Origin of the sequence: Niallia taxi (assembly GCF_004005475.1) — a bacterium.
In the GTDB taxonomy this organism is placed as follows: domain Bacteria; phylum Bacillota; class Bacilli; order Bacillales; family Cytobacillaceae; genus Niallia; species Niallia taxi.
This window is the reverse complement of sequence record NZ_RZTZ01000003.1, coordinates 189,801-212,531: the sequence shown is the minus strand read 5'-3', so window position 1 is coordinate 212,531 and position 22,731 is coordinate 189,801. Positions and strand designations below refer to the sequence as shown.

The 22,731-nt window shown below is 39.0% G+C and carries 19 protein-coding genes and 1 other RNA gene; 16 read left to right on the top strand and 4 right to left on the bottom strand.

The genetic code is table 11. The annotated features are described in order from the left end of the window. The first annotated feature begins 18 nt into the window (after positions 1–18). The 8 genes from tpiA to ssrA all read left to right on the top strand — a co-directional run bounded on the left by tpiA (position 19) and on the right by ssrA (position 8,408). The gene (gene tpiA, locus EM808_RS10365; RefSeq protein ID WP_127738138.1) at positions 19–777 is read left to right on the top strand and encodes a triose-phosphate isomerase; all 759 of its coding nucleotides are present in this window, start codon (positions 19–21) and stop codon (positions 775–777) included. After that, complete coding sequence (gene gpmI / locus EM808_RS10360) at positions 774–2,306, top strand: 2,3-bisphosphoglycerate-independent phosphoglycerate mutase (RefSeq protein ID WP_127738137.1); 1,533 nt, start codon at positions 774–776, stop codon at positions 2,304–2,306. The genes tpiA and gpmI overlap by 4 nt, the downstream gene beginning before the upstream one ends. 27 nt (positions 2,307–2,333) lie before the next feature. Continuing rightward, positions 2,334–3,629 carry a phosphopyruvate hydratase gene (gene eno / locus EM808_RS10355; protein WP_127738136.1) on the top strand — a complete coding sequence of 432 codons (1,296 nt, stop codon included), beginning with the start codon at positions 2,334–2,336 and terminating at the stop codon, positions 3,627–3,629. Between the two features lie 145 nt (positions 3,630–3,774). Next, positions 3,775–4,011: a preprotein translocase subunit SecG gene (secG, locus tag EM808_RS10350; protein ID WP_127738135.1), complete on the top strand. Its 237-nt coding sequence runs from the start codon at positions 3,775–3,777 to the stop codon at positions 4,009–4,011. A 188-nt stretch (positions 4,012–4,199) separates the two neighbouring features. Next, positions 4,200–4,943, top strand: coding sequence for an alpha/beta hydrolase (locus EM808_RS10345; protein WP_127738134.1), 744 nt, complete (start codon positions 4,200–4,202; stop codon positions 4,941–4,943). 60 nt (positions 4,944–5,003) lie between these two features. After that, positions 5,004–7,313, top strand: coding sequence for a ribonuclease R (rnr, locus tag EM808_RS10340; protein ID WP_235856598.1), 2,310 nt, complete (start codon positions 5,004–5,006; stop codon positions 7,311–7,313). 112 nt (positions 7,314–7,425) lie between these two features. Beyond that, entirely contained in the window at positions 7,426–7,893 is a 468-nt protein-coding gene (gene smpB / locus EM808_RS10335; RefSeq protein ID WP_127738132.1) for an SsrA-binding protein SmpB, read from the top strand. A gap of 156 nt (positions 7,894–8,049) precedes the next feature. Then, positions 8,050–8,408: a transfer-messenger RNA gene (gene ssrA, locus EM808_RS10330) on the top strand. Positions 8,409–8,496: 88 nt separating this feature from the next. On the opposite strand, the gene EM808_RS10325 is transcribed toward ssrA, so the two are convergent. Next, positions 8,497–9,537 carry a LacI family DNA-binding transcriptional regulator gene (locus EM808_RS10325; protein ID WP_127738131.1) on the bottom strand — a complete coding sequence of 347 codons (1,041 nt, stop codon included), beginning with the start codon at positions 9,535–9,537 and terminating at the stop codon, positions 8,497–8,499. Positions 9,538–9,888: 351 nt separating this feature from the next. Between EM808_RS10325 and EM808_RS10320 the strand changes: the two genes are divergently transcribed. The 7 genes from EM808_RS10320 (at position 9,889) to EM808_RS10290 (ending at position 18,468) form a co-directional block, all read left to right on the top strand. Beyond that, a complete protein-coding gene (locus EM808_RS10320; RefSeq protein WP_127738130.1) occupies positions 9,889–11,325 on the top strand; it encodes an L-fucose/L-arabinose isomerase family protein in 1,437 nt (478 codons plus the stop codon). Between the two features lie 18 nt (positions 11,326–11,343). Further along, positions 11,344–12,174, top strand: coding sequence for a transketolase (locus EM808_RS10315; protein WP_127738129.1), 831 nt, complete (start codon positions 11,344–11,346; stop codon positions 12,172–12,174). Then, entirely contained in the window at positions 12,171–13,136 is a 966-nt protein-coding gene (locus tag EM808_RS10310; protein ID WP_127738128.1) for a transketolase family protein, read from the top strand. Before EM808_RS10315 ends, EM808_RS10310 begins: the two co-directional genes overlap by 4 nt. A gap of 12 nt (positions 13,137–13,148) precedes the next feature. Beyond that, a complete protein-coding gene (gene glpK, locus EM808_RS10305; protein ID WP_127738127.1) occupies positions 13,149–14,630 on the top strand; it encodes a glycerol kinase GlpK in 1,482 nt (493 codons plus the stop codon). A 159-nt stretch (positions 14,631–14,789) separates the two neighbouring features. Further along, positions 14,790–16,202: a PTS transporter subunit EIIC gene (locus tag EM808_RS10300; RefSeq protein ID WP_127738126.1), complete on the top strand. Its 1,413-nt coding sequence runs from the start codon at positions 14,790–14,792 to the stop codon at positions 16,200–16,202. Positions 16,203–16,277: 75 nt separating this feature from the next. After that, positions 16,278–17,564: an apiosidase-like domain-containing protein gene (locus EM808_RS10295; protein WP_127738125.1), complete on the top strand. Its 1,287-nt coding sequence runs from the start codon at positions 16,278–16,280 to the stop codon at positions 17,562–17,564. Between the two features lie 313 nt (positions 17,565–17,877). Beyond that, positions 17,878–18,468 (top strand): lysozyme inhibitor LprI family protein, encoded by a 591-nt coding sequence (locus tag EM808_RS10290; protein ID WP_127738124.1) that lies wholly within the window; start codon positions 17,878–17,880, stop codon positions 18,466–18,468. Between the two features lie 391 nt (positions 18,469–18,859). Here the strand turns inward: EM808_RS10290 and EM808_RS10285 are convergent, their stop codons facing one another. The 3 genes from EM808_RS10285 to EM808_RS10275 all read right to left on the bottom strand — a co-directional run bounded on the left by EM808_RS10285 (position 18,860) and on the right by EM808_RS10275 (position 21,680). Beyond that, complete coding sequence (locus EM808_RS10285; RefSeq protein WP_127738123.1) at positions 18,860–19,996, bottom strand: 7-cyano-7-deazaguanine synthase; 1,137 nt, start codon at positions 19,994–19,996, stop codon at positions 18,860–18,862. Positions 19,997–20,133: 137 nt separating this feature from the next. Then, complete coding sequence (locus EM808_RS10280; RefSeq protein ID WP_127738122.1) at positions 20,134–20,790, bottom strand: hypothetical protein; 657 nt, start codon at positions 20,788–20,790, stop codon at positions 20,134–20,136. A gap of 149 nt (positions 20,791–20,939) precedes the next feature. After that, positions 20,940–21,680, bottom strand: coding sequence for an SDR family oxidoreductase (locus EM808_RS10275; protein ID WP_127738351.1), 741 nt, complete (start codon positions 21,678–21,680; stop codon positions 20,940–20,942). A gap of 136 nt (positions 21,681–21,816) precedes the next feature. On the opposite strand from EM808_RS10275, the gene EM808_RS10270 reads away from it, so the two are divergent. After that, complete coding sequence (locus tag EM808_RS10270; RefSeq protein WP_127738121.1) at positions 21,817–22,713, top strand: AraC family transcriptional regulator; 897 nt, start codon at positions 21,817–21,819, stop codon at positions 22,711–22,713. Positions 22,714–22,731 lie beyond the last annotated feature (18 nt).

Sequence of the window (22,731 nt, the reverse complement as noted above, 5' to 3'; positions counted from 1 at the left end):
CATGAAAGGATGTTAAACATGCGCAAACCTATTATCGCTGGAAACTGGAAAATGAACAAAACACTTCCAGAAGCAGTGGACTTTATCCAAGAAATTAAAGAATCAATTCCTTCTAGTGAACAGGTTGATGCTGTAGTTGTAGCTCCTGCTCTTTTCATCGGTCAATTAGTGGAATTGACTGACGGCACAGAAGTGAAAATCGGTGCACAAAACATGCACTTCGAAAAAAATGGTGCTTTCACTGGCGAAATCAGCCCTGTAGCATTAGAAAACATCGGTGCTAAATATGTTGTCCTTGGACATTCAGAACGCCGTGAGTTCTTCAATGAAACAGACGAAGGTGTTAACAAAAAAACGATTGCAGCATTTGAAAACAACTTAACTCCGATCGTTTGCTGTGGTGAAACGCTTGAGCAAAGAGAAAACGGCGAAACAAACGAATTCGTTGCTTCTCAAGTTTCAAAAGCTTTAGCTGGTCTTACTGATGAGCAAGTAAAAGCAACAGTTGTAGCTTATGAGCCAATCTGGGCAATCGGAACAGGCAAATCTTCTACATCTGCAGATGCAAACGAAGTTTGCGCACATATCCGCAAAACTGTAAGCGAACAGTTTTCTCCAGAAGTGGCAGAAAGCATCCGCATTCAGTACGGCGGCAGTGTAAAACCAGAGAACATCAAAGAATATATGGCTCAGCCTGATATCGATGGTGCTCTTGTAGGTGGAGCTAGCTTAGAAGCACAAAGCTTCCTGCAATTATTGGAGGAAGGTAAGGCATGAGTAAATCTCCTGTAGCATTGATCATTTTAGATGGCTTTGCATTGAGAGACGAACGTATGGGAAATGCTGTTGCTCAAGCAAAAAAGCCAAACTTTGATAAATACTGGAACAAATACCCTCACACTACACTTGTTGCAAGCGGGGAAGCAGTTGGTCTTCCAGAAGGACAAATGGGTAACTCTGAAGTTGGTCATTTGAACATCGGAGCAGGACGAATTGTGTACCAAAGCTTAACAAGAGTAAATGTGGCAATCAGAGAAGGACAGTTCGCTAAGAACGAAACTTTCGTGAATGCTATCAAGCATGTGAAGGAAAATGGCAAGAATCTTCATCTGTTCGGTCTTCTGTCAGATGGCGGCGTTCACAGCCATATTGAGCATATGTTTGCACTTCTTCGCCTTGCAAAAGACGAGGGTGTGGAAAAAGTTTATATCCACGGTATTCTTGACGGCCGAGACGTCGGTCAAAAGACTGCTGAAAAATACATTAAAGCAACACAAGAAAAAATGGAAGAATACGGTGTTGGTGAATTTGCAACAATCTCAGGCCGCTACTATTCTATGGATAGAGATAAGCGCTGGGATCGTGTGGAAAAATCATACCGTGCAATGGCTTATGGTGAAGGACCTAGCTACTCCAACCCATTAGATGTTGTGGAAGATAACTACAGAAACGGTATCTTTGATGAATTCGTACTTCCGTCTGTTATTACAAAAGAAGACGGTAAGCCGGTTGCAACCATTCAAGACGAAGATGCAGTAATTTTCTATAACTTCCGTCCTGACCGTGCAATCCAAATCTCTAATGTATTCACTAATGAAGACTTCCGTTCATTCGATCGTGGAGAAAATCATCCGAAAGATTTATATTTCGTATGCTTAACTCATTTCAGTGAAACAGTAAAAGGGTATGTCGCATTCAAACCGACAAACTTGGATAACACATTAGGTGAAGTTATTTCTCAAAACGGAATGACTCAGCTCCGCATTGCGGAAACGGAAAAATATCCGCACGTAACGTTCTTCATGAGCGGTGGACGTGAAGCAGAATTCCCTGGTGAAAAGCGTATTTTGATCAACTCGCCTAAAGTTGCAACATACGACCTGCAGCCAGAAATGAGCGCATATGAAGTGACAGATGCACTTCTTAAAGAGATTGAAGCAGATAATTTTGATGCTATCATCTTAAACTTCGCAAACCCTGATATGGTTGGGCACTCCGGAATGCTTGAACCAACAATCAAGGCTATCGAGACTGTTGATGAATGCTTAGGCAAAATCATCACATTGATCGAAGAAAAAGGCGGAAAAGCTATCATCACAGCAGACCATGGTAACTCAGATGAAGTGGTAACACTTGATGGGAAACCAATGACTGCACATACAACAAACCCTGTACCTGTCATTGTGACAGTACCTGGTGTCGAGCTTCAAGAAGGAAAGCTTGGAGATTTGGCTCCGACAATGCTAGAACTATTAGGACTTGAACAACCAGCAGAAATGACTGGTACATCTATCATTAAAAAATAATTGATCTATTAAAGGAGAGAATTTATTATGCCATACATTCAACATGTATATGCTCGCGAAGTATTAGACTCACGCGGTAACCCAACAGTAGAAGTAGAAGTTTTAACAGAATCAGGTTTCTTCGGTCGTGCACTTGTTCCATCTGGTGCATCAACTGGTGAATACGAAGCAGTTGAATTGCGTGACGGCGACAAATCACGCTACCTTGGTAAAGGTGTTCTTAAAGCAGTAGAAAACGTAAACGAAGTTATCGCTGAAGCAATCATCGGTATGGACGTTACGGACCAAGCTGGAATCGACAGAACTATGATCGAGCTTGACGGAACTGAAAACAAAGGTAAATTGGGCGCTAACGCTATCCTTGGTGTATCTATGGCTGCAGCTCATGCTGCTTCTGAAGTTGTTGGTCTTCCATTGTACCGTTACCTTGGCGGATTCAACGCTAAGCAATTGCCAACTCCAATGATGAACATCATCAACGGTGGTTCTCATGCTGATAACAACGTGGACTTCCAAGAGTTCATGATCTTGCCAGTAGGAGCTCCAACATTCAAAGAAGCATTGCGTTATGGTGCTGAAGTGTTCCATGCACTTAAATCAGTTCTTTCTGCAAAAGGTTTAAACACTGCTGTAGGTGACGAAGGTGGATTCGCTCCAAACCTTGGTTCAAACCGTGAAGCTCTTGAAGTTATCATCGAAGCAATCAAAAAAGCTGGCTATGAGCCTGGTAAAGACATCTTGCTTGGAATGGACGTTGCTTCTTCTGAGTTCTACAACAAAGAAACTGGTAAATACGATCTTGCTGGAGAAGGCCGTACTGGCTTGACTTCTGAAGAGCTAGTAACTTTCTACGAAGAGCTAGTTAACGAATTCCCAATCATCTCTATTGAAGATGGTCTTGACGAAAACGACTGGGAAGGTCACAAAATGTTAACTGACCGCATCGGTTCTAAAGTACAATTAGTTGGTGACGATCTATTCGTTACAAATACTAAAAAATTGGCTGAAGGTATCGAAAAAGGAATTGCTAACTCAATCCTTATCAAAGTTAACCAAATCGGTACTTTGACTGAAACTTTCGAAGCTATCGAAATGGCTAAACGTGCAGGTTACACTGCAGTAGTATCTCACCGTTCTGGTGAAACAGAAGATGCAACAATCGCTGACATCGCTGTTGCTACAAACGCTGGCCAAATCAAAACTGGTTCACTTTCTCGTACAGACCGTATTGCTAAGTACAACCAACTTCTTCGCATCGAAGACGAGCTTGGCGACCTAGCTGTATACGATGGTCTTCAATCTTTCTACAACCTTAAAAAATAAGGTTTGAACATTAACACCTGACATTCATTTGTCAGGTGTTTTTTATTTGGATAAGTTATGTAAAACAATTGTAATGCTATTGTGGGACAACATAAAATATGGTACATTAAGAGTAATGTATGTTCGTTTTAATGGAGGTGTTTGTATGCTACACACAATTTTGTTAACATTATTGATTATTGTTGCCCTTGCTCTTATTGTAGTTGTGCTTTTGCAATCAGGGAAAAGTGCAGGTCTTTCCGGGGCCATTTCTGGTGGGGCAGAACAGCTTTTCGGTAAACAAAAAGCGCGTGGTTTAGATTTAATACTTCATAATACAACAATCGTGTTGGCTATCCTGTTTTTTGCCTTGACGATTGCAGTCAGCTATTTCGATATTTAATAGCTGTACGGTATAGATGAAAACCTGGCCGGAAGCGGTCAGGTTTTTTTTCTGTAATAGATGCTTTAATTCTTTTTACTGGATTCTTAGTCTTTTTTCTGCCTAAAATAGGGTAAGATTTGAAGAAATAAAGCAATACATAATTGATTTTGAAAAAATGGGAAAAGATAAAGCAAGGAGTGTTTTAAATGAAATTAGTGGAACAAAAGCCGTTGTTTTTTGAAGGAGACAATAAACGTGCTGTCTTACTACTGCATGGCTTTACAGGCAATACTTCAGATGTCAGACTGCTTGGACGCTACTTGAATACAAAAGGATACAGCTGCTATATTCCGTTGTACAGAGGCCATGGGGTGCCTCCAGAGGACCTTGTTCAATATGGCCCTAAAGAGTGGTGGGAGGATGTTCTGGCAGGCTATCATTTTCTGAAGGACAAAGGCTATGAGGAAATAGCTGTCGGCGGACTTTCTCTCGGCGGGGTATTTTCCCTTAAATTAGGTTACACTGTACCAGTAAAGGGTATCGTAACGATGTGTGCGCCAATGTATATTAAAAGCGAAGACGTTATGTATGATGGTGTTTTAGAATATGCCCGCAATTATAAAGCACGTGAAGGAAAATCAGAAGAGCAAATTGAAAAGGAACTGGCAGAGTTCGCTCCAATGAACACCTTGAAGGAGCTGCAAGCATTAATTGCAAGTGTCCGCCAATCAGTAGACTTAATCTATTCTCCTGTATTTGTAATACAAGCAAGACATGACCATATGATTAATACAGATAGTGCTAATATAATTTATAATGAAGTAGAAAGTGACATGAAGGATATAAAATGGTTTGAAAACTCTGGCCATGTCATTACACATGATAAAGAAAAGGACCAGGTTTTCGAGGACTTTTACCAGTTTATCGATCGTTTAGACTGGAGCCGTTAATTAAAGGAGGTTGTTTGTTTGGATATAATTCACGAACATATAGAAAAGTTGCTGCATTATATGAAGGACGAGGCATATAAGCCGCTGACAGTCCAAGAATTAGAAGAAGCATTTGGGATAGAGGATTCCTCTAACTTCAAAGACTTCGTCAAAGCATTAGTGCAGATGGAAGAAAAGGGCTTGGTCGTTAGAACGAGAAGCAATCGTTACGGCCTTCCTGAAAAAATGAATTTAATAAAAGGGAAAATATCTGGTCATGCAAAGGGATTTGCCTTTGTAATCCCAGAGGAGCCTGGCTTAGATGATATTTTCATCCCGCCAAATGAAGTGAAAACAGCAATGAATGGTGATATCGTGCTTGCACGTGTTACCTCAGAAAGCTCTGGGCAAAGACGGGAAGGTACGATTGTCCGTATCCTAGAAAGAGGGGTACAGCAAATTGTCGGTACATATTCCGAAAGCAAGCATTTTGGATTTGTTATTCCCGATGATAAAAAAATCGCCACAGATGTGTTCATTCCAAAAGGGAGCACTAAAGGTGCTGTAGAGGGACATAAGGTGGTTGTAAACCTTACTGCATATCCAGAAGGCAGAAAAAATGCAGAAGGTGAAATCACAAAGATTCTGGGACATAAAAATGACCCAGGTGTAGATATATTATCGGTTATTCATAAGCATGGACTGCCGCTTGCTTTTCCTGATGAAGTCATGGAACAGGCTGATGGTGTTCCAGATGAAATTGATGAAAGTGAAATCAAAAACAGACGTGATTTAAGAGACCAGCAGATTGTCACAATCGACGGAGCTGATGCGAAGGACTTGGATGATGCTGTTACTGTTACAAGGCTTGAAAACGGCAATTATAAGCTTGGTGTCCATATTGCCGACGTTTCTTATTATGTGAAGGAAGAATCGCCAATTGATGTGGAAGCACAAGACAGGGGTACAAGCGTTTATTTAGTTGACCGAGTTATTCCAATGATTCCGCATCGACTATCAAACGGTATTTGTTCCTTAAACCCGAAAGTAAATCGATTAACGCTGTCCTGTGAAATGGAAATCAGCTCCAGTGGTGAAGTAGTCAGCCATGAAATCTTCCAAAGTGTTATTAAAACAACGGAAAGAATGACATATGCTGATGTTAACTCTATCTTGAATGACAAGGATGAGGAGCTGCGGGAAAGATATGCAGAACTTGTTCCTATGTTTGAGAGAATGGAGGAGCTTGCACAAATCCTTCGTAATAAACGAATGGGCAGAGGAGCAATCGATTTTGATTTCAAAGAATCTAAGGTGATTGTCGAAGAAAACGGAAAGCCGAAGGATATCGTTCTGCGCGAACGCTCTGTGGCTGAACGCTTAATTGAAGAATTTATGCTTGTAGCTAATGAAACGGTTGCTGAGCATTTCCACTGGCTGCAAGTACCATTCATCTATCGTATTCACGAAGATCCGAAGGAAGAAAAGCTGCGCAGATTCTTTGAGTTTATTACAAACTTCGGTTATATCGTTAAAGGAACTGCAAATGAAGTTCATCCAAGAGCTCTTCAGGAAATCATTGAAGAGGTGCAAGGAACACCAGAGGAAATGGTCATATCAACTGTCATGCTTCGATCAATGCAGCAGGCGAAATATTATCCAGAAAGCCTTGGCCATTTTGGATTATCAACCGATTTCTATACGCATTTCACATCGCCAATTAGACGTTATCCGGATTTAATTGTGCACAGACTTATTCGCACATATCTTGTGGAGGGTGACATTAGCGCACCTACTCAGGAAAAGTGGAACAGCAAGCTAACAAACATTGCCGAGCATTCCTCTAACATGGAAAGACGCTCTGTTGAAGCTGAACGTGAAACAGATGAGTTGAAAAAGGCAGAATACATGCTGGATAAAATCGGCGAGGAATATGATGGAATTATCAGCTCTGTCACTAACTTTGGAATGTTTGTCGAGCTGAACAATACAGTTGAGGGTCTTGTCCATGTCAGCTATATGACGGATGACTATTACCGCTATGATGAACGCCATTTTGCGATGATCGGTGAAAGAACAGGCAAGGTGTTCCGAATTGGTGATGAAATCACGGTACGTGTTGTTAATGTTAACAAAGAAGAAAGAGCAATTGATTTCGAAATTGTTGGCATGAAGGGAACACGTCGCAGAGATCCGAAAAAAGAAGGTAAAGTTTTCTCCACTGGCAGCACATCTCGCCCTGCGCGCAAAGGAAAATCTGGTGCAGGCAAAGATAGCAGAAAAGGCAGTGGCAATAGCAGCGGCAGCGGTGAAGGAAAACGCCAAGGGAAAAAAGAACGAAAGTTTTTTGAAAATGCCCCGAAGGCAAAAAGAAAGAAAAAAAGACGCTGATTGAAGGCTTAAGAAAGGGAAGCACTTTTTGCTTCCCTTTGACAAAGCTCATCAAAATTGTCCGAACGAAGATAATTTGGTACAATTAGCTTATAAAGGTAGGGGAATTCAAATGCCAAAAGGTGAAGGGAAAGTAGTCGCACAAAACAAAAAAGCGAATCATGATTACTTTATTGAGGAAACATATGAAGCAGGCATCGTGCTGCAAGGAACGGAGATTAAAGCAATTCGTGCAGGCAGGGTCAACCTGAAAGAATCATATGCGCGCGTTCATAACGGGGAAGTATTCTTGTACGGCATGCATATAAGCCCGTACGAGCAGGGGAACCGTTATAATCACGAACCGCTAAGAACACGCAAGCTGCTGCTTCACAAAAAGCAGATAAACCAGCTGATTGGTGACACAAAAGAAATCGGTTATGCACTAGTTCCATTGAAGCTTTATATGAAAAACGGTTTTGCCAAGGTTTTAATCGGACTCGGAAAGGGTAAGAAAAACTATGACAAGCGTGAAACATTAAAGCGCAAGGAAGCAAACCGCAGCATCGAACGTGCCTTAAGAGATAGGCAAAAAATGTAATCCAAAAACTTACAATTGTAATTTAGGATGTTTATGTTATAATAAATTATGTCGTTAAGACAAGCATAACTTAAAGCTCCTATTTTTGAGCTTCCTAACGTTAACGCTTTTGAGCGTGAATCCTGTGATGTAACAATTACAAGATTTTATCCTTATGGGGACGTTACGGATTCGACAGGGATAGTTCGAGCTTAGGTTGCGAGTCGAGGGGATCGGCCTCGTTAAAACGTCAAAGCCTATAACTGGCAAACAACAAAACAACTTCGCTTTAGCTGCTTAATAGCGCTTAGCGGTTCCTCCCTCCATTGCCCATGTGGTAGGGTAAGGGACTCACTTTAAGTGGGCTACGCCGGATTCCACCGTCTGAGGAAGAAGGAAGAGAACAACCAGACTAGCTCATCGGACGCCCGTCAGCAGGCAGAAGAATGAGCGAATCGCGAATATGTTGACTACACTCGTAGAAGCTTAAGTGCCGATGTTTCTGGACGTGGGTTCGACTCCCACCGTCTCCACCAAATACATATGTTTGGTGGTTTTTTACTACTTAGAGATATAAAAGCATCTATTCCAAAATGGAATGGATGCTTTTTTGTTTGCGTAATTCTATTCATGCTGATGCTGCCTTTTGCAGCTAGAGCGCCTCTTCACCAGTTCTGTATCTATAAATATCTTCATTTTATCTTCTTCTTGATAATCAATTTCTCTAATGAGTTTCTCCACTGCAAGAGAAGCAATTTTATCCTTTTTGACATGGATCGTTGTCAGCTCCGGACTTACTATTTGAGACTCCATAATATTATCGAATCCAATTACAGATATATCTTCCGGTACTTGTAAATCAAGTTCGTTGAGTGCCTTAATCACACTGATTGCCATATAATCACACTCGCAAAAAATAGCGGTAGGTAGATTATCCTTTAGTTCGAGAATAGATTGCGTGAAGTCATGTTGAATGGAGAGGTCCGTCGGAGACATTTGGAAAGTATGTTCAGGCTTTATACGTAAGCCGTTTTCTTCCATGGCTTTTTGAAATCCTCTTCTTCGTGAATCAAAGTTGTACATTCTAGAAATAGATTCTGCATACCCAATTTCGCTATGACCTAATTCAACTAGATGTTTCCCTGCTTGGTAGCCGCCAATCACATTGTTCATAACGATGAAGTTGATATCTAATGTCTCGAAACAAGTATCCAAGACAACTAAATTCGACTGTAAGTTAGCGACCGTCTTAATCTGTCCTTCTGTTAAGTTTGTTCCTAATAGCAAGATACCAGATGAGCTTTGTTGTTTTTCTAAATTCATTATTTCCTGTTCTAGTGAATCTATGTTTATGGAAGAAATAATTAAAGAGTATCCTTTGGATGAAAGAGATTGATCAATATTATTTATTAATTCCATAAAGAAAGATTGAGACTGGTATTGCTCAGTGATGATTCCAGTATGTGTACAAGCTATAAATCGGAATATTTTGGAGGTAGAATTGGTTTTTGTTTTTGAAAAGGATTTAGGGTTATAGCCATTTTCCTCTGCAATCCGGATAATTTTTTGTCTAGTTTCTTGGCTGACACCAGGCTTTCCATTTAAAGCTAAAGAGACAGCTGATTTGGATACCTCTGCAATTTGGGCAATGTCATTTATCTTCATATGTATCCTCCGATCTATCTAAACTAAACTATTTTTACAACTCTTTACGTTTAGTTTAGATAAAAAGTTTAGTTGTGTCAAATTAGTTAACTAGTATAAAATAGTGTGTATTCTACTAGTTTAATAAGGTTTTTACACAATTATAACTAAATTACACTAAAAATTAGCGCTTACAAATAATAAATATTTTAATAAATTTATATAAACATGTTGACTTCTTTTTAGTAACGGTGTTAATCTAATACCAAGAAATAACTTAGATATAATCAAGAAAACAGTGGATTAGCTGCGGTTTCAAGTTTAATGGTTGTTTAGTAAGTTTAGTAGTCGATGTTAATTTGGGGGAATAACATGGAAAAGTTTAAATTAGGTTTTGCTCCGACACGCAGATTTTTGTTTAGTAAAGAGGATGCTTACAAATATAAAGAGTTAATCAAGGAAAAAATGAAAAGCTTTCATTTAGGTATTGAGATTGTTGATTTAGAAGGGATTAATGAAGAGGGCTTATTATATAATCGTGCGGAAGAGCAAATGATTATTGATCGCTTTATTTCCGAAAAAGTAGATGCTGTCTTTTTTCCACATTGTAATTTCGGCACAGAGGATCTTGTCGCGAAAATCGCTAAAGCTGTAGGTAAACCAGTATTAATATGGGGACCACGAGATGAAGCTCCATTAGTAGATGGAACTCGACTTAGAGATACTCAGTGTGGAATTTTTGCTACAGGTAAGGTGCTTCGCAGATTTAAAGTGCCATTTACTTACATAACAAACAGTTCCGTCGACTCAAGAGTGTTTGAAAGAGGCTTCAAAAATTTTATCGGTGCAGCAAATGTTGTAAAGCACTTTAAAAAGCTTAGAATCCTGCAAATCTCCACAAGACCGTCTGACTTCTGGTCTGTTATCTGTAATGAAGGCGAACTACTTGAGAAGTTTGGCATTCAAATATATCCAATTACGCTGGATCAAATTAAACAAAAAACATTAAAAATTGAGAAGGCTGGCAGTGAAGAACTAGATAAAGCAATTAAATACATCAAGGATACACTCGATTGGAGTGCGGTTAAAGAAGAGGATGTTCGTCGGATAGCGTCATTAAAGGTTGCGATGAAGCAGTTTGCAGAAGAAACAGGCAGTTCGGCAATTGCTATCCAATGCTGGTCTACATTGCAGGATATTATCGGAATCATGCCTTGTCTAGCGAACGCTATTTTAACAGATGAACAAATACCTGTCACTTGTGAAACAGATATCCACGGGGCAATTACATCCATCATGGTTCAAGCAGCAACATTTAATACATTACCAACATTCTTCGCAGATATTACGATTAGACATCCAGAGCATCCGAATGGAGAGCTATTATACCATTGTGGTAATTTCCCAGTTTCGTTAAGTGTGGAAGAGAAGCCCCAATTAAATAAGCACTTTTTATTTGAAGATCATGCACCTGGAACACATGAAGGGGAAATAAAAGGGGGAGAAATGACGATAGCTCGCTTTGATGGCGATAACGGAGAGTACTCTATTTTCTTAGGTAAGGCCAAAGGAATGGAAGGCCCATATACAAGAGGCTCTTATGTTTGGGTAGAGGTGAATGATTGGCCACTATGGGAAGAAACATTAGTAAAGGGTCCTTATATCCATCATTCTACGGGAATCCACGCGAATGTAATCCCAGTCATTTATGAGGCGTGTCAGTATATTCCAGGATTAACTCCAGACCCTGTTGATCCAACAGTAGAGGAAATTCGTGCATGGTTACGAGGCAGTGACATAAATGAATGACTTAATGGAGGGAAAACAATGTTAAATATTGTAGAACTGAAACGCAAAGCAACGGAAATAAGAATGTCTGTAATAGATATGGTGTACGAAGCAGGCACAGGACATACAGGATCATCACTATCTAATACAGATATTTTGACAGCGCTTTTTTATGGAGTAATGAAGGTTGACCCAACTAATCCGACATGGGAAGACCGTGACCGTTATATTCAAAGTAAAGGTCACGCTGTTGAATCATACTGGGCAGTTCTAGCTGATATGGGCTTCTTCCCAAAAGAAGAATTAAAGACATTTTCTAAATTTAATTCAAGATTAATAGGTCATCCAAATAATAAGGTTCCTGGTGTAGAAATGAATACAGGGGCATTGGGCCATGGTCTATCCATCTCTGTTGGCTTGGCATTAGCTGCTAAGCTCGATAAAAAACCTTACCGGGTTTTCACTTTAATGGGTGATGGAGAACTAGCGGAAGGGTCTGTGTGGGAAGCTGCAATGTCTGCCTCACATTATCAGCTTGATAATCTAGTTGGAATTATTGATAGAAACAGATTGCAAATCACTGGAAGTACAGATGATGTGATGAGTAATGAACCCCTTGATAAGAAGTGGCAAAGCTTTGGCTGGGAAGTCGTTGAGGTTGATGGCAACGATGTAGCTGAGTTAGTAAGCGTATTTAAAGAAGCGCCAATAGCAACTGGAAAGCCGACAATGATACTAGCCAACACGATTAAGGGCAAGGGCATTTCACTGGCAGAAAATGTAGCAAGCTGGCATCACCATGTTCCGACTAAAGAGGAATACATTCTAGCAATGACGGAACTTTCTAAGCAATTGGAGGTATTAGCATGAACAATGTAGCGTTTGAGAAAAATACTGGCAATAAAATTGCGAACAGGACAGTTGTAAGTGATACATTGCTTGAGTTAGCTTCGGAAAATAAAGATATTCTTGTATTAACAAGTGATTCTAGAGGTTCTGCATCAATGATGCCGTTTGCGGATGCATTACCTGATCAGCTAATAGAAGTCGGTATCGCCGAACAAAATTTAGTTGGTATTTCGGCGGGCTTGGCTGCTTATGGAAAAAAACCATTTGTTGCTTCTCCAGCTTGTTTTCTTAGCATGCGGAGCATTGAACAAATTAAAGTGGACATTGCCTATTCCAAAACGAATGTAAAATTAATTGGAATTAGTGGTGGTGTCAGCTATGGAGCCCTTGGCATGTCACATCATTCTGTGCAGGATTTAGCTGTAACTAGAGCGATTCCAGATTTACATGTAATGATGCCTGCTGATCGTCACGAAACAAAGAAAATGATTGAGGCATTAGTAGATTATGAAACGCCAGTTTATATGAGGATAGGCAGAAATCCAGTCGAAGATTCGTATTTAAATGCTGATTATGATTTCCAGATTGGGAAGGCAGTCATCATGCATGAAGGCAATGACTTAACGATTATTGCTACTGGGGAAACTGTACGTGTTGCCCTTGACACTGCGTATGCATTGAAAGCAGATGGTATTAGCTGTCGAGTAATAAACATGCACACAATAAAGCCATTAGATGAAGCAGCAATTATTGAAGCGGCTAAAGAAACAGGCCGTATTATTACGATTGAAGAACATAGTATTTTTGGTGGTCTAGGTTCAGCTGTTTCAGAGGTCACAGCACAAACCTGTCCAGTGCCAGTAAAAATTCTCGGAATTCCAGATGAACCTGCAGTCACAGGGAATACGAAGGAAGTTTTTCAACATTATGGATTAAGTGCTGAGAATGTTGCATGTATTGCCAAAGAAATGCTTGGATGCTAGGGGGAGATTGCTATGCGTAATCGTTATATCCTTGCGATAGATCAAAGTACTTCTGGAACAAAAGCACTGCTTATTAATCATCAAGGTCAGATTGTTGAAAAGCAAACAGCTGTTCATAAGCAAATTTATCCTCAATCGGGTTGGGTAGAGCATGACCCGGTTGAGATTTATGAAAATATAAAGCAAGTAATCAATAAAATTGGCGAGAAAAACCCGTCGATATCACTAAAAATGAATACCCTTACAATTACGAATCAAAGGGAGACTATCGTTATTTGGGATAAACGAACAGGTGAGCCGGTATATAATGCGATTGTTTGGCAGTGTCGAAGAACGACTTCCATTTGTACTGCCTTGAAAGCAAAGGGATATGAGGAGGTAGTTCATGCAAGTACTGGTCTTAAAATTGATCCGTACTTCTCCGCAGCAAAGGCAAAATGGATTTTGGATAATGTTCCAGGAGTGAGAGAAAGAGCGGAAAAGGGAGACTTGTTACTCGGAACAATGGACAGCTGGTTAATATGGAAGCTGACAAATGGGAGGGTTCACGCAACAGATGTTACAAATGCCAGCAGAACCCTTTTGTTCAATATTTACACTTTAAGCTGGGATGAAGAGCTGCTGAAGATTTTTACTATCCCAAAAACAATGCTGCCTGAAGTTAAATATTCGGATGAAATCTTTGGATTCGTAGAGGATAGCGAGCTATTCATAAATAAGCTGCCAATATCAGGGGTAATCGGTGACTCGCAGGCAGCTTTATATGCCCAACAATGTTTTGATAAGAAAAGCGCTAAAGCAACCTTTGGTACAGGAACATCCGTAATGGTTTACACGAAGGAATGTGTGGAGGCGAAAGAAGGGTTAGTTACTTCTGTAGCTTGGGGCAGTAATGGTAAGGTGCATTATGCTATAGAAGGAATTATTAACACTACAGGCGATATTATCCGATGGATGAAGGATGATTTAACATTATTTGCAACCTTTGATGAGGCAGAACAATTGGCATATATGCTTGATGATAATGAAGGGGTTTATTTAGTGCCTGCATTTGTTGGCTTAGGCGCGCCATATTGGAAACCAGAAATTAGAGCTAGTATAACTGGGATGAGCAGAAGCACGAAAAAAGCTCATATTGTAAGAGCTGGCTTAGAAAGCATCGTTTATCAAGTAAAAGATGTTCTGCAGCTAATCGAAAAGGAAACGAATATTACAGTAAAAGAGTTACGAGTCGATGGTGGGGCAACAACGAATCAATTTTTAATGCAGTTTCTAGCTGATATTCTTGGTATTAAGGTTATGGTATCGACGATTTCTGAGTTATCTGCACTTGGTTCTGTTTATATAGGTGGGCTTGGGTCGAGCTTTTGGACGCTTGAAGAGATTTCAGCGTTACATACGGAGAAACGTATGTTTGAACCGAAAATGAATATAGAAGCAAGAGAGCAGTTTTATTTAGAATGGAAGAGAGCCGTTTACTCAGCGATAGGCTGATTTATTTTAGTTCTTGCAATCTTTGTTAGCATATTATTGTATGCGCTTTAAATTCGGATAAGGAGGTGAGATTCTTCCGCAATCAATAGCGTTGGTAAGCGACCATGATAATTGTGCACTTATTCTAGTTGTAAGATATTTAATGGGGGGGAAAATAGGATGAGTTATGAAAAACTTGCCAAGAAGATCGTTCAAGAGGTGGGCGGCAAAGAAAATATTAATAGTGTCATCCACTGTGTAACACGCCTGAGGTTTAAGCTGAAGGATCAATCGATTGCGAATACGGAGGTATTAAAAGAACTAGAAGGAGTTATGACAGTTATAAAAAGTGGGGGTCAATACCAAGTAGTCATTGGAGAGCATGTTAGCAGTGTCTTTGCTGAAGTAATAAAATTGATTGGGGGAGAAGCACCTCAAGCAGATGAAACTACAGAAGAATCAACGGAAAAGAATACGATATTCAGCAAGTTTGTATCCTTAATTTCTGGAATCTTTATGCCTGTTATGGGGGCAATGGCTGCTGCCGGGATACTAAAAGGCTTCCTAGTAGCATTAACAGTAGTTGGCTGGGTAAATGAAGAAATGGGAGTATATAAGATTTTATATGCAGCATCTGATGCATTCTTCTACTTTATGCCAATTCTTTTAGGGTTCTCAGCAGGTAAAGTATTTAAAACAAATGCTTATATTACGGCTACAATCGGGGCGGCGCTTGTATATCCTACTATGATTGAAATTTATAATGCAGGGGAGCAGTTAAGCTTTCTGCAGATTCCAGTTATCCTTATGAATTATACACAATCCGTTATCCCAATCATTCTAGCATCGTTTTTAACAGCTAAATTAGAGAAGGTTCTTTTGAAAGTTATTCCTAAATCTTTACAATTGATTTTTGTTCCATTATTCATTACCGTTATAATTGTTCCGTTATCCTTTATTGTAATTGGCCCAATCTCTGTTTATGCAAGTGAATTACTAGCTAAAGGCGCCATGTCTGTTTATTCATTAAGCCCGCTTGTTGCAGGATTGCTGCTAGCAGGTATTTGGCAAATTGCCGTTATGTTTGGTTTACATTGGGCGTTTATTGCGATTTTCATTAATAATATTACAACACTAGGATATGATCCTATTAATGCATTACTATATTGTACGGTGTTTGCTCAAACGGGAGCAGCTTTAGCTGTTTCATTGAGAACAAGAGAAACAAAAATGAAATCGTTATCAACGACAGCTACTATTTCAGGATTCCTCGGAATTACAGAGCCTGCCATTTACGGTGTTAACCTACCACTGAAGAAGCCATTTATTTTTGCTTGTATTGGTGGCGGTGTCGGCGGAGCGATTGCAGGATTCTTTAATGCGAAGATGTATGGAGGATTTGCATCAGGTGGCGTTTTTGGTATTCCAATGTTTATTAATCCAGACGGTATTAGCTGGGAGTTTTATGGATTTACCATTTCATTAGTTGCTGCATTGATTACTGCGTTTTTGTTAACATTTCTTTTCGGACTATCTAATAAAGTGAGTTCAACAAAAACTACAACTACTGTAAAAGTGAGTACGAATAGTTAATCTGAATATCTGGAAGGAAGAGAGAATAGTAGCTAGCGCTATTTTCTCTTCCGTATTAAACGGGAGGGAAAGCAAATGATAGAGTTAAGAATAGCGGAAAATAAACAATACCTTGAAACGGAAAAAGGTGAAAGATTTTTTTACTTGGCTGATACTGTTTGGAGTGCTTTTACGAATGCTACGTTAGAGGAATGGAATGATTATCTTAGCTATCGAAAAACGCAAGGCTTTAATGTACTCCAAATTAATATCCTTCAACAATGGGATGCCAGTGACACAGATGTTGATATGAAGCCATTTGCATACAAGGAAGATGGCTCATTCGATTTTAATAAAAGAAATGATGCTTACTTTGAACGTGCAGAAAAAATGGTGGCAATGGCAGTGGAAAAAGGATTTGTCCCTGCACTTGTCCTGCTGTGGTGTAACTATGTGCCTGAAACATGGGGTTCGGAGATTAGTAATATCAATAATATGCCTTTTGAATTGGTAGAGGATTATGTGAAATATGTTGACGGCAAATTTTCGAAATACAATCCTATTTATTTAGTAAGTGGCGATACGGATTTCCCAACAGAATTAGCAACTAGCTACTATTCACTTGCGTTAAATACAATTAAACAACTAAGTCCACAATGTTTAACAACATTACATATAAGAGGAAGATTAACCGAAATTCCTGATGAACTGCTGCACAGTAACAAGCTGGATTTCTATATGTTCCAATCTGGTCATAATATACAATTTCAAAATACGTCTTATACGCTTGCAGAAGAATTCAGTAATAAGCCTGTTAAACGGCCAGCTCTTAATTCAGAGCCATGTTATGAACAGATGGGCTATAGCAGAAATATATATGGCCGTTTTAGTAGATTTGATGTTAGAAAGGCTGCTTGGCAAAGTTTATTGTCAGGTGCAGAGGCAGGTGTTACCTATGGAGCTCATGGGATATGGAGCTGGCATAAGCAAGAAAAAGGCTTTGGTCTAGTTGGAGAGGCGTTTGATAAGCCTTATGATTGGCGAGATGCGGTAAAGTTTGAAGGTGCTTGGGATTATGCTTTTGCCAAAAAAATCTTTCACTTATTTAATCTCAACGAATTAAAGCCATTAAAAATTGTCATGAAAAGTACCGAAGAGATTAGAGTAGCAAGCAGTAAGGATGCCAGTAGAATCGCCATTTATCTGCCTGTTAATACTACCTTGAAATTAGATACAATTCTTGAAGATTATGATTTTACGATCATAGATTTAGAGCATAGACGATTTGGAGAAGCAAGTGTAACCATTGAGGATAATATCACGACTATTGGCATGCACAGCTTTGATTCAGACGTTGTTATTATTGGGGAAAAAAGACGTTAAAGATTGGTCGAATAATATGTTTGGCAAGATATTAAAACGCAAACAAAAAATCGAAAAGGAAGAGCCTTTTTTCGCCCCTTGCAGGTCAAATAATAGAGTTAGAATAGGTCCCTGATTCAGTATTCTACAAAAACTAATGGGGAGAATATAATATTGCTAATAAAAAAGCTGCCATAAATCGCAGCTTTTTTATTGTCGTTTTTATATTATTTTAGTCGATGAACAATTGGATTGGTTGACAAATACTGTAATTGAATTAATGTTAAGGGGAAAACTAAAACATAATTTACTTTCGTAAAGGGAGGACTAGATTATGAAAATAAGGAAGATAATGGTTCCTATTGCAGCTTTACTACTATTGGCTGCATGTAATAACTCAGCTACAGAATCAAGCGCTTCCGCAAATAAAGAACCAGAAAACAACAGTGTTTCACAAAATGAAATGCAAGAGAACGCTAATACAGAGTCAGCAGAAGCAGCCAACACAAACAATACTAATACAACCGAAAGTGAAAAAGACTCAGGTGCTAATGATGACAAAGTGAGTCAGAAGGAAGAATATCTTACCAAATTAAATACTAAGAAAAAAGAAATGGATGAACTAAGAAATAATCCCGAGGATGATTCCACATATGCAATGAAAAAAGTGGAAGGAGAGAGATATAAGGCTTGGGATGATTTATTAAATGAGATTTATGGAGTCCTGCAGAAGCAGCTTTCCTCTGAAGAAATGGAGCAGCTAAAGCAGGAGCAGCGTGAATGGATCGAAAACCGCGATAGTAAGGCAAAAGAGGCATCTCTTAAATATGAAGGCGGAACGATGGAGCAATTGGAATATGTAGCTGTGCTAGCAGATCTTACGGAAGAGAGATGCTTTGCATTGGTTGAGGGGTATATGAAGTGAAATTGGAAAGAGCGAAATGAATAATTACCGTAAACGAAAAAAGGAAGGTTTGCTTACTATACCTTCCTTTTTCTAATAAGTTTAGCTGCTTTTTCACTAATAAACAAAAGCGTTACATCGGATAAAAGGATGAATAAGGAACTAATTGTACTTTTTTCAGATGTTTCTAAAATTACATTAATAAATAAAAGCAATGCCCAATATACAAAGGTAAATAACAGGCGATGTTTAAACTAGGTCTGTCGAAATTTTTGTCTTCTTTAAAAAACATATAACTTAACTTTTAGGATAGAATCGACCTAAAAATTCAAGATTTAATAGGGACATTATCAGCAACATAAAAAGGTAGTGCTTTACTAATACCTATTATTATTACTGCTTATTTGTTTCATTAAAATGGTGAATATTTACTAAGAAAAACGTCAAACGCAAGAATAAACTCACTAGCTATATGCTGCTCTTCCTCTGTGAATGGTTGAGTGATTTTTACCTGCTCATAGAGGGCTTGCATTAGGTCTACTGTTTCTGTATAAAGCTGTTGATCTTGTTCATTTGTGATTTCGGCTATTTTTTGTCCGTAGTCATATTGATAAAATCCATCATATACTTCACTTTCAGCAGCGCTTAATGCTATCTTTCTCTGAAGACAAGCTAGGCATATTCCACAAGGAGTATACATAGCCTTGTCTATCTTTCTTTTCATTCTTACACATTCATTTGTATTTTTTATTTGCTGTTTATATTCTTTTGGCAGTTCCTTAATGACCTCGGCACGGCTTTTTTGCAGCAATGGTGTCTCAATGCTCATATCGACTGATGTGCTTTTATAAAGGGCATTCATCATTTGATATGTTCTCGGATGGGCTGCTTTAGGCAAAAGAGATGGATTGTTTAGATAGTCCATGTTTATTTGTTTGCTTTGATAATAGAATACTTTTGAACCATCATTAAAATAGGACTTTGCAGCAGCAATCGCTATTACGAATAAAATAGCTGCAGGAGTGGTTTTTCTTTTATTGAGTAGTTTTATAGGTGCATCAAGAATTTCGCTAGAATCAGCAACAGATTTCCGCAAAAACGCTGCTAATTTTTGTTGCTTCTGCTTTTCATTATCTTTGTTGATAATGCGGATGTAATCAAACATGGACTTGTCTGTCTTTAATCCGGCAATTGATTCAATATCATCATAAAACAATGCCACGTCTTGGTTTGCAGGCAATGACAAAAAAACGTCGTTTTTTTCTAGCGGATTGATTACTGTGAATTGAACAGGTACTGGTTTGTCTGTAATCCATTCAAAAAGCGCCTCTATTGCAGCCTTTTCCTTATCCCAAAAAGACACATTAAAAACTGGAATGGAAATGTCGAGGTCTTTTTGGTCTTTTTTTATATCAGGCTCAAAGACAAAAAGACTGCCCATTATAGTGATGAGGTCTATTAATTTACTGCTAGTATCGTTATAGTCAAAGTACATCCCATGAAGCACTTCTCTATGTAAATTAGTTAAAAGATCATTTTTTACATTCATACAAAAACTCCTGTTATCTTGTAGAAATGAAAATAGCAATTTACTAAATTATAGCACTTATTGGTTCTTTAGAGATAATTCTAATCCTGATAAGTATGACTTTTCCATTATAAAATCTAGAGAAATAAGTTCTTGTATTATATTTCCCGCGAAGCACTTACCTTTGAAGTGAATTCACGAATTTGTTCTAGTCGATCAAAGTTATCAGCAAAATTAGGGGCATTTACCCTCACTAAACCTTCGTTGAAATCCTTTTTAAAGTGGAATACACCGGATGGACGCATTGCGATAAGGTGGATTTGATTCCACTCAGGAAATCCTGCTTTGTGGTACAAGACGTCAGCTGTTTCGAGTGCGATAAACTCCTTGCACCACTTCTTTGTATGCAGGATATGTTCCATAGCAGGCCCATTGTTGTGAATCATAATATTTTTGAATTCTAAGAGATACTTCTGCTGGACATTAACGTATTCAACAATCTGAATGTTGCCGTTTTTTTCGTTGGAAGGGAAGAAGGAGCCAGGGGTCGGAAGCATTGTTTCTTGTCTCACTAACTTTGTCCTATAATTATTAAAAGCTTGCTTGAAATGGTCGTAATATTCTTCTTCCTCTGCATTAAGAAGTACGAGGATATTCCACATTTGGTTTTTATCTACGGATGAAAAGGTTAGTTTCTTGCGATATATTCTATAAAAAGAGAACTTGTTATTGTGTAGTTGGAAATAAGCAAGGAATTGACTGATAATCTGCTTATCCTCTTTTTTGTTTGTAAAGTATGTTGCGGCGTAGTACATCTTAAGACACTCCCTATTCAGGTTGATTTATCATAAACCTAACATAATTGATAATCGTTTTCAATTAGATAGAAGTGTTTTGGTCTTCATTAACTGTTCCACTACAAAAAGAAAGGACAGGACCAAGCCCCATCCTTCCATGCATGCTATTAAACCATCCCGCCATTAACCCGAATTGTTTGGCCTGTTATCCAGCGAGACTCTTCACTCACTAAGAAGGCTAATGTATCGGCGATATCTTCTGTTTCGCCTAATCTTCCAAAGGCATTATTTCGTTTTAATCCTTCTAATTGTTCAGGACCTTTGCCTTCTAGAAATAATTCTGTTGTTGTCGGACCTGGAGCAAGGGTATTGATGGTGATATTCTTTTGGCCGAATTCCCTTGCTAGCTGTCTGCTGATTTGTTCAACTGCACCTTTAGTAGCGGCATAGAGGCTGTACCCTGGGAACATCACCCCTGCAACCGATGTGGAGAAATTGACAATGCGGCCGTTTGCTTCCATATGTTTGAAGGCTTGCTGGCAGGCAAAGTAGGTTCCCTTCACATTAATGGCAAAATGCTGGTCGAATTGTTCTTCTGTTACTGCGCTTATTGGAACGGTATGCATGATACCTGCATTATTTACAAGGATATCGACCTTACCGAAATGACTGATTGTCTGTTCAAATAACTGCTCTATTTCCTTTAATTTGCTCACATCTGCTTTGACAGCAATTGCGTGGCCGCCATTCTCAACAATATCTGCAACAACCTCGTCGGCAGCTTGAGGACTGTTGGCATAATTGACGACTACCTTCGCTCCTAATTCTGCCAGTCTTTTAGCACTTTGTGCACCGATTCCTCTTGATGCGCCTGTAATAATGGCGACTTTATCCTGTAATTTTGTCATCATTAATTCCTCCAAAACTATCTGTTTTCTTCACATTATAAATAATCTCCATTCGAACTAGGTAGCAGATTCATCTGTTATTTTTGCCTATTTCTCCAAATAAACGTTAAAATAATTAAAAAAGGCGGTGAATGACATGAAGGATAGGCAGCAGCAGCTTGTGAAATTAATTGAAAATCATACGAATACGGATGGAACTATTGAAACAGAGATTGATAAATTAGGTTTTATCCGGTCATCGTCCTTATCAGAGCCTCTCCATTCCTTGTTTGAACCATCTGTCTGCTTTATTGCTCAAGGCTCAAAAATCGTGATGGTTGGTGATGATATTTTTCATTATGACCCGAATCACTATCTTATCGCATCTGTTCATTTGCCAATAACGGGAAAAATCATTAAGGCTACAGAGGACAAACCATATTTAGGTGTCAAGCTGCGCTTTACAACAGAAGAGATTCTCGATGTTATTAAGGTTAAGCAGGATCACTCCGCTCCTGCCCAAAGAGCCATAATGGTCAATGAAACAACGGCGAATATTTTAGATGCCGTCATAAGACTGATTAGTTTACTTGATACACCAGAAGATATTCCTGCACTTGCACCGCTTTATAAAAGGGAAATTCTTTATCGAATTTGGCAAAAGGAAGATGGTGAACAAATGAGGGAGTTCGCTGTGATGGGAAGTCAAGCGCAGGCAATCAAGGAGGTTATCCAAACCATTAATGAGGAGTTTGATCAGCCGCTGCGTATAGATGTACTCGCAAAAATGGCGAAGATGAGCGTTTCCTCCTTTCATCATTATTTTAAACAAGTAACGTCATTGAGCCCTTTGAAGTATCAAAAAAAGATAAGATTGCAGGAGGCGAGAAAGCTATTAATGTCAGAGCCGATTGAAGCGGCAGAGGCAGCATTCCAAGTCGGCTATGAAAGCCCTTCTCAATTCAGCAGAGAATACAGCAGAATGTTTGGTTATCCGCCCGTTAGTGATGTAAAAAGACTGAGAGATTCCTTAACGAACAGTGCAGAAAAATAAAAAGTGAGCATACTCTGA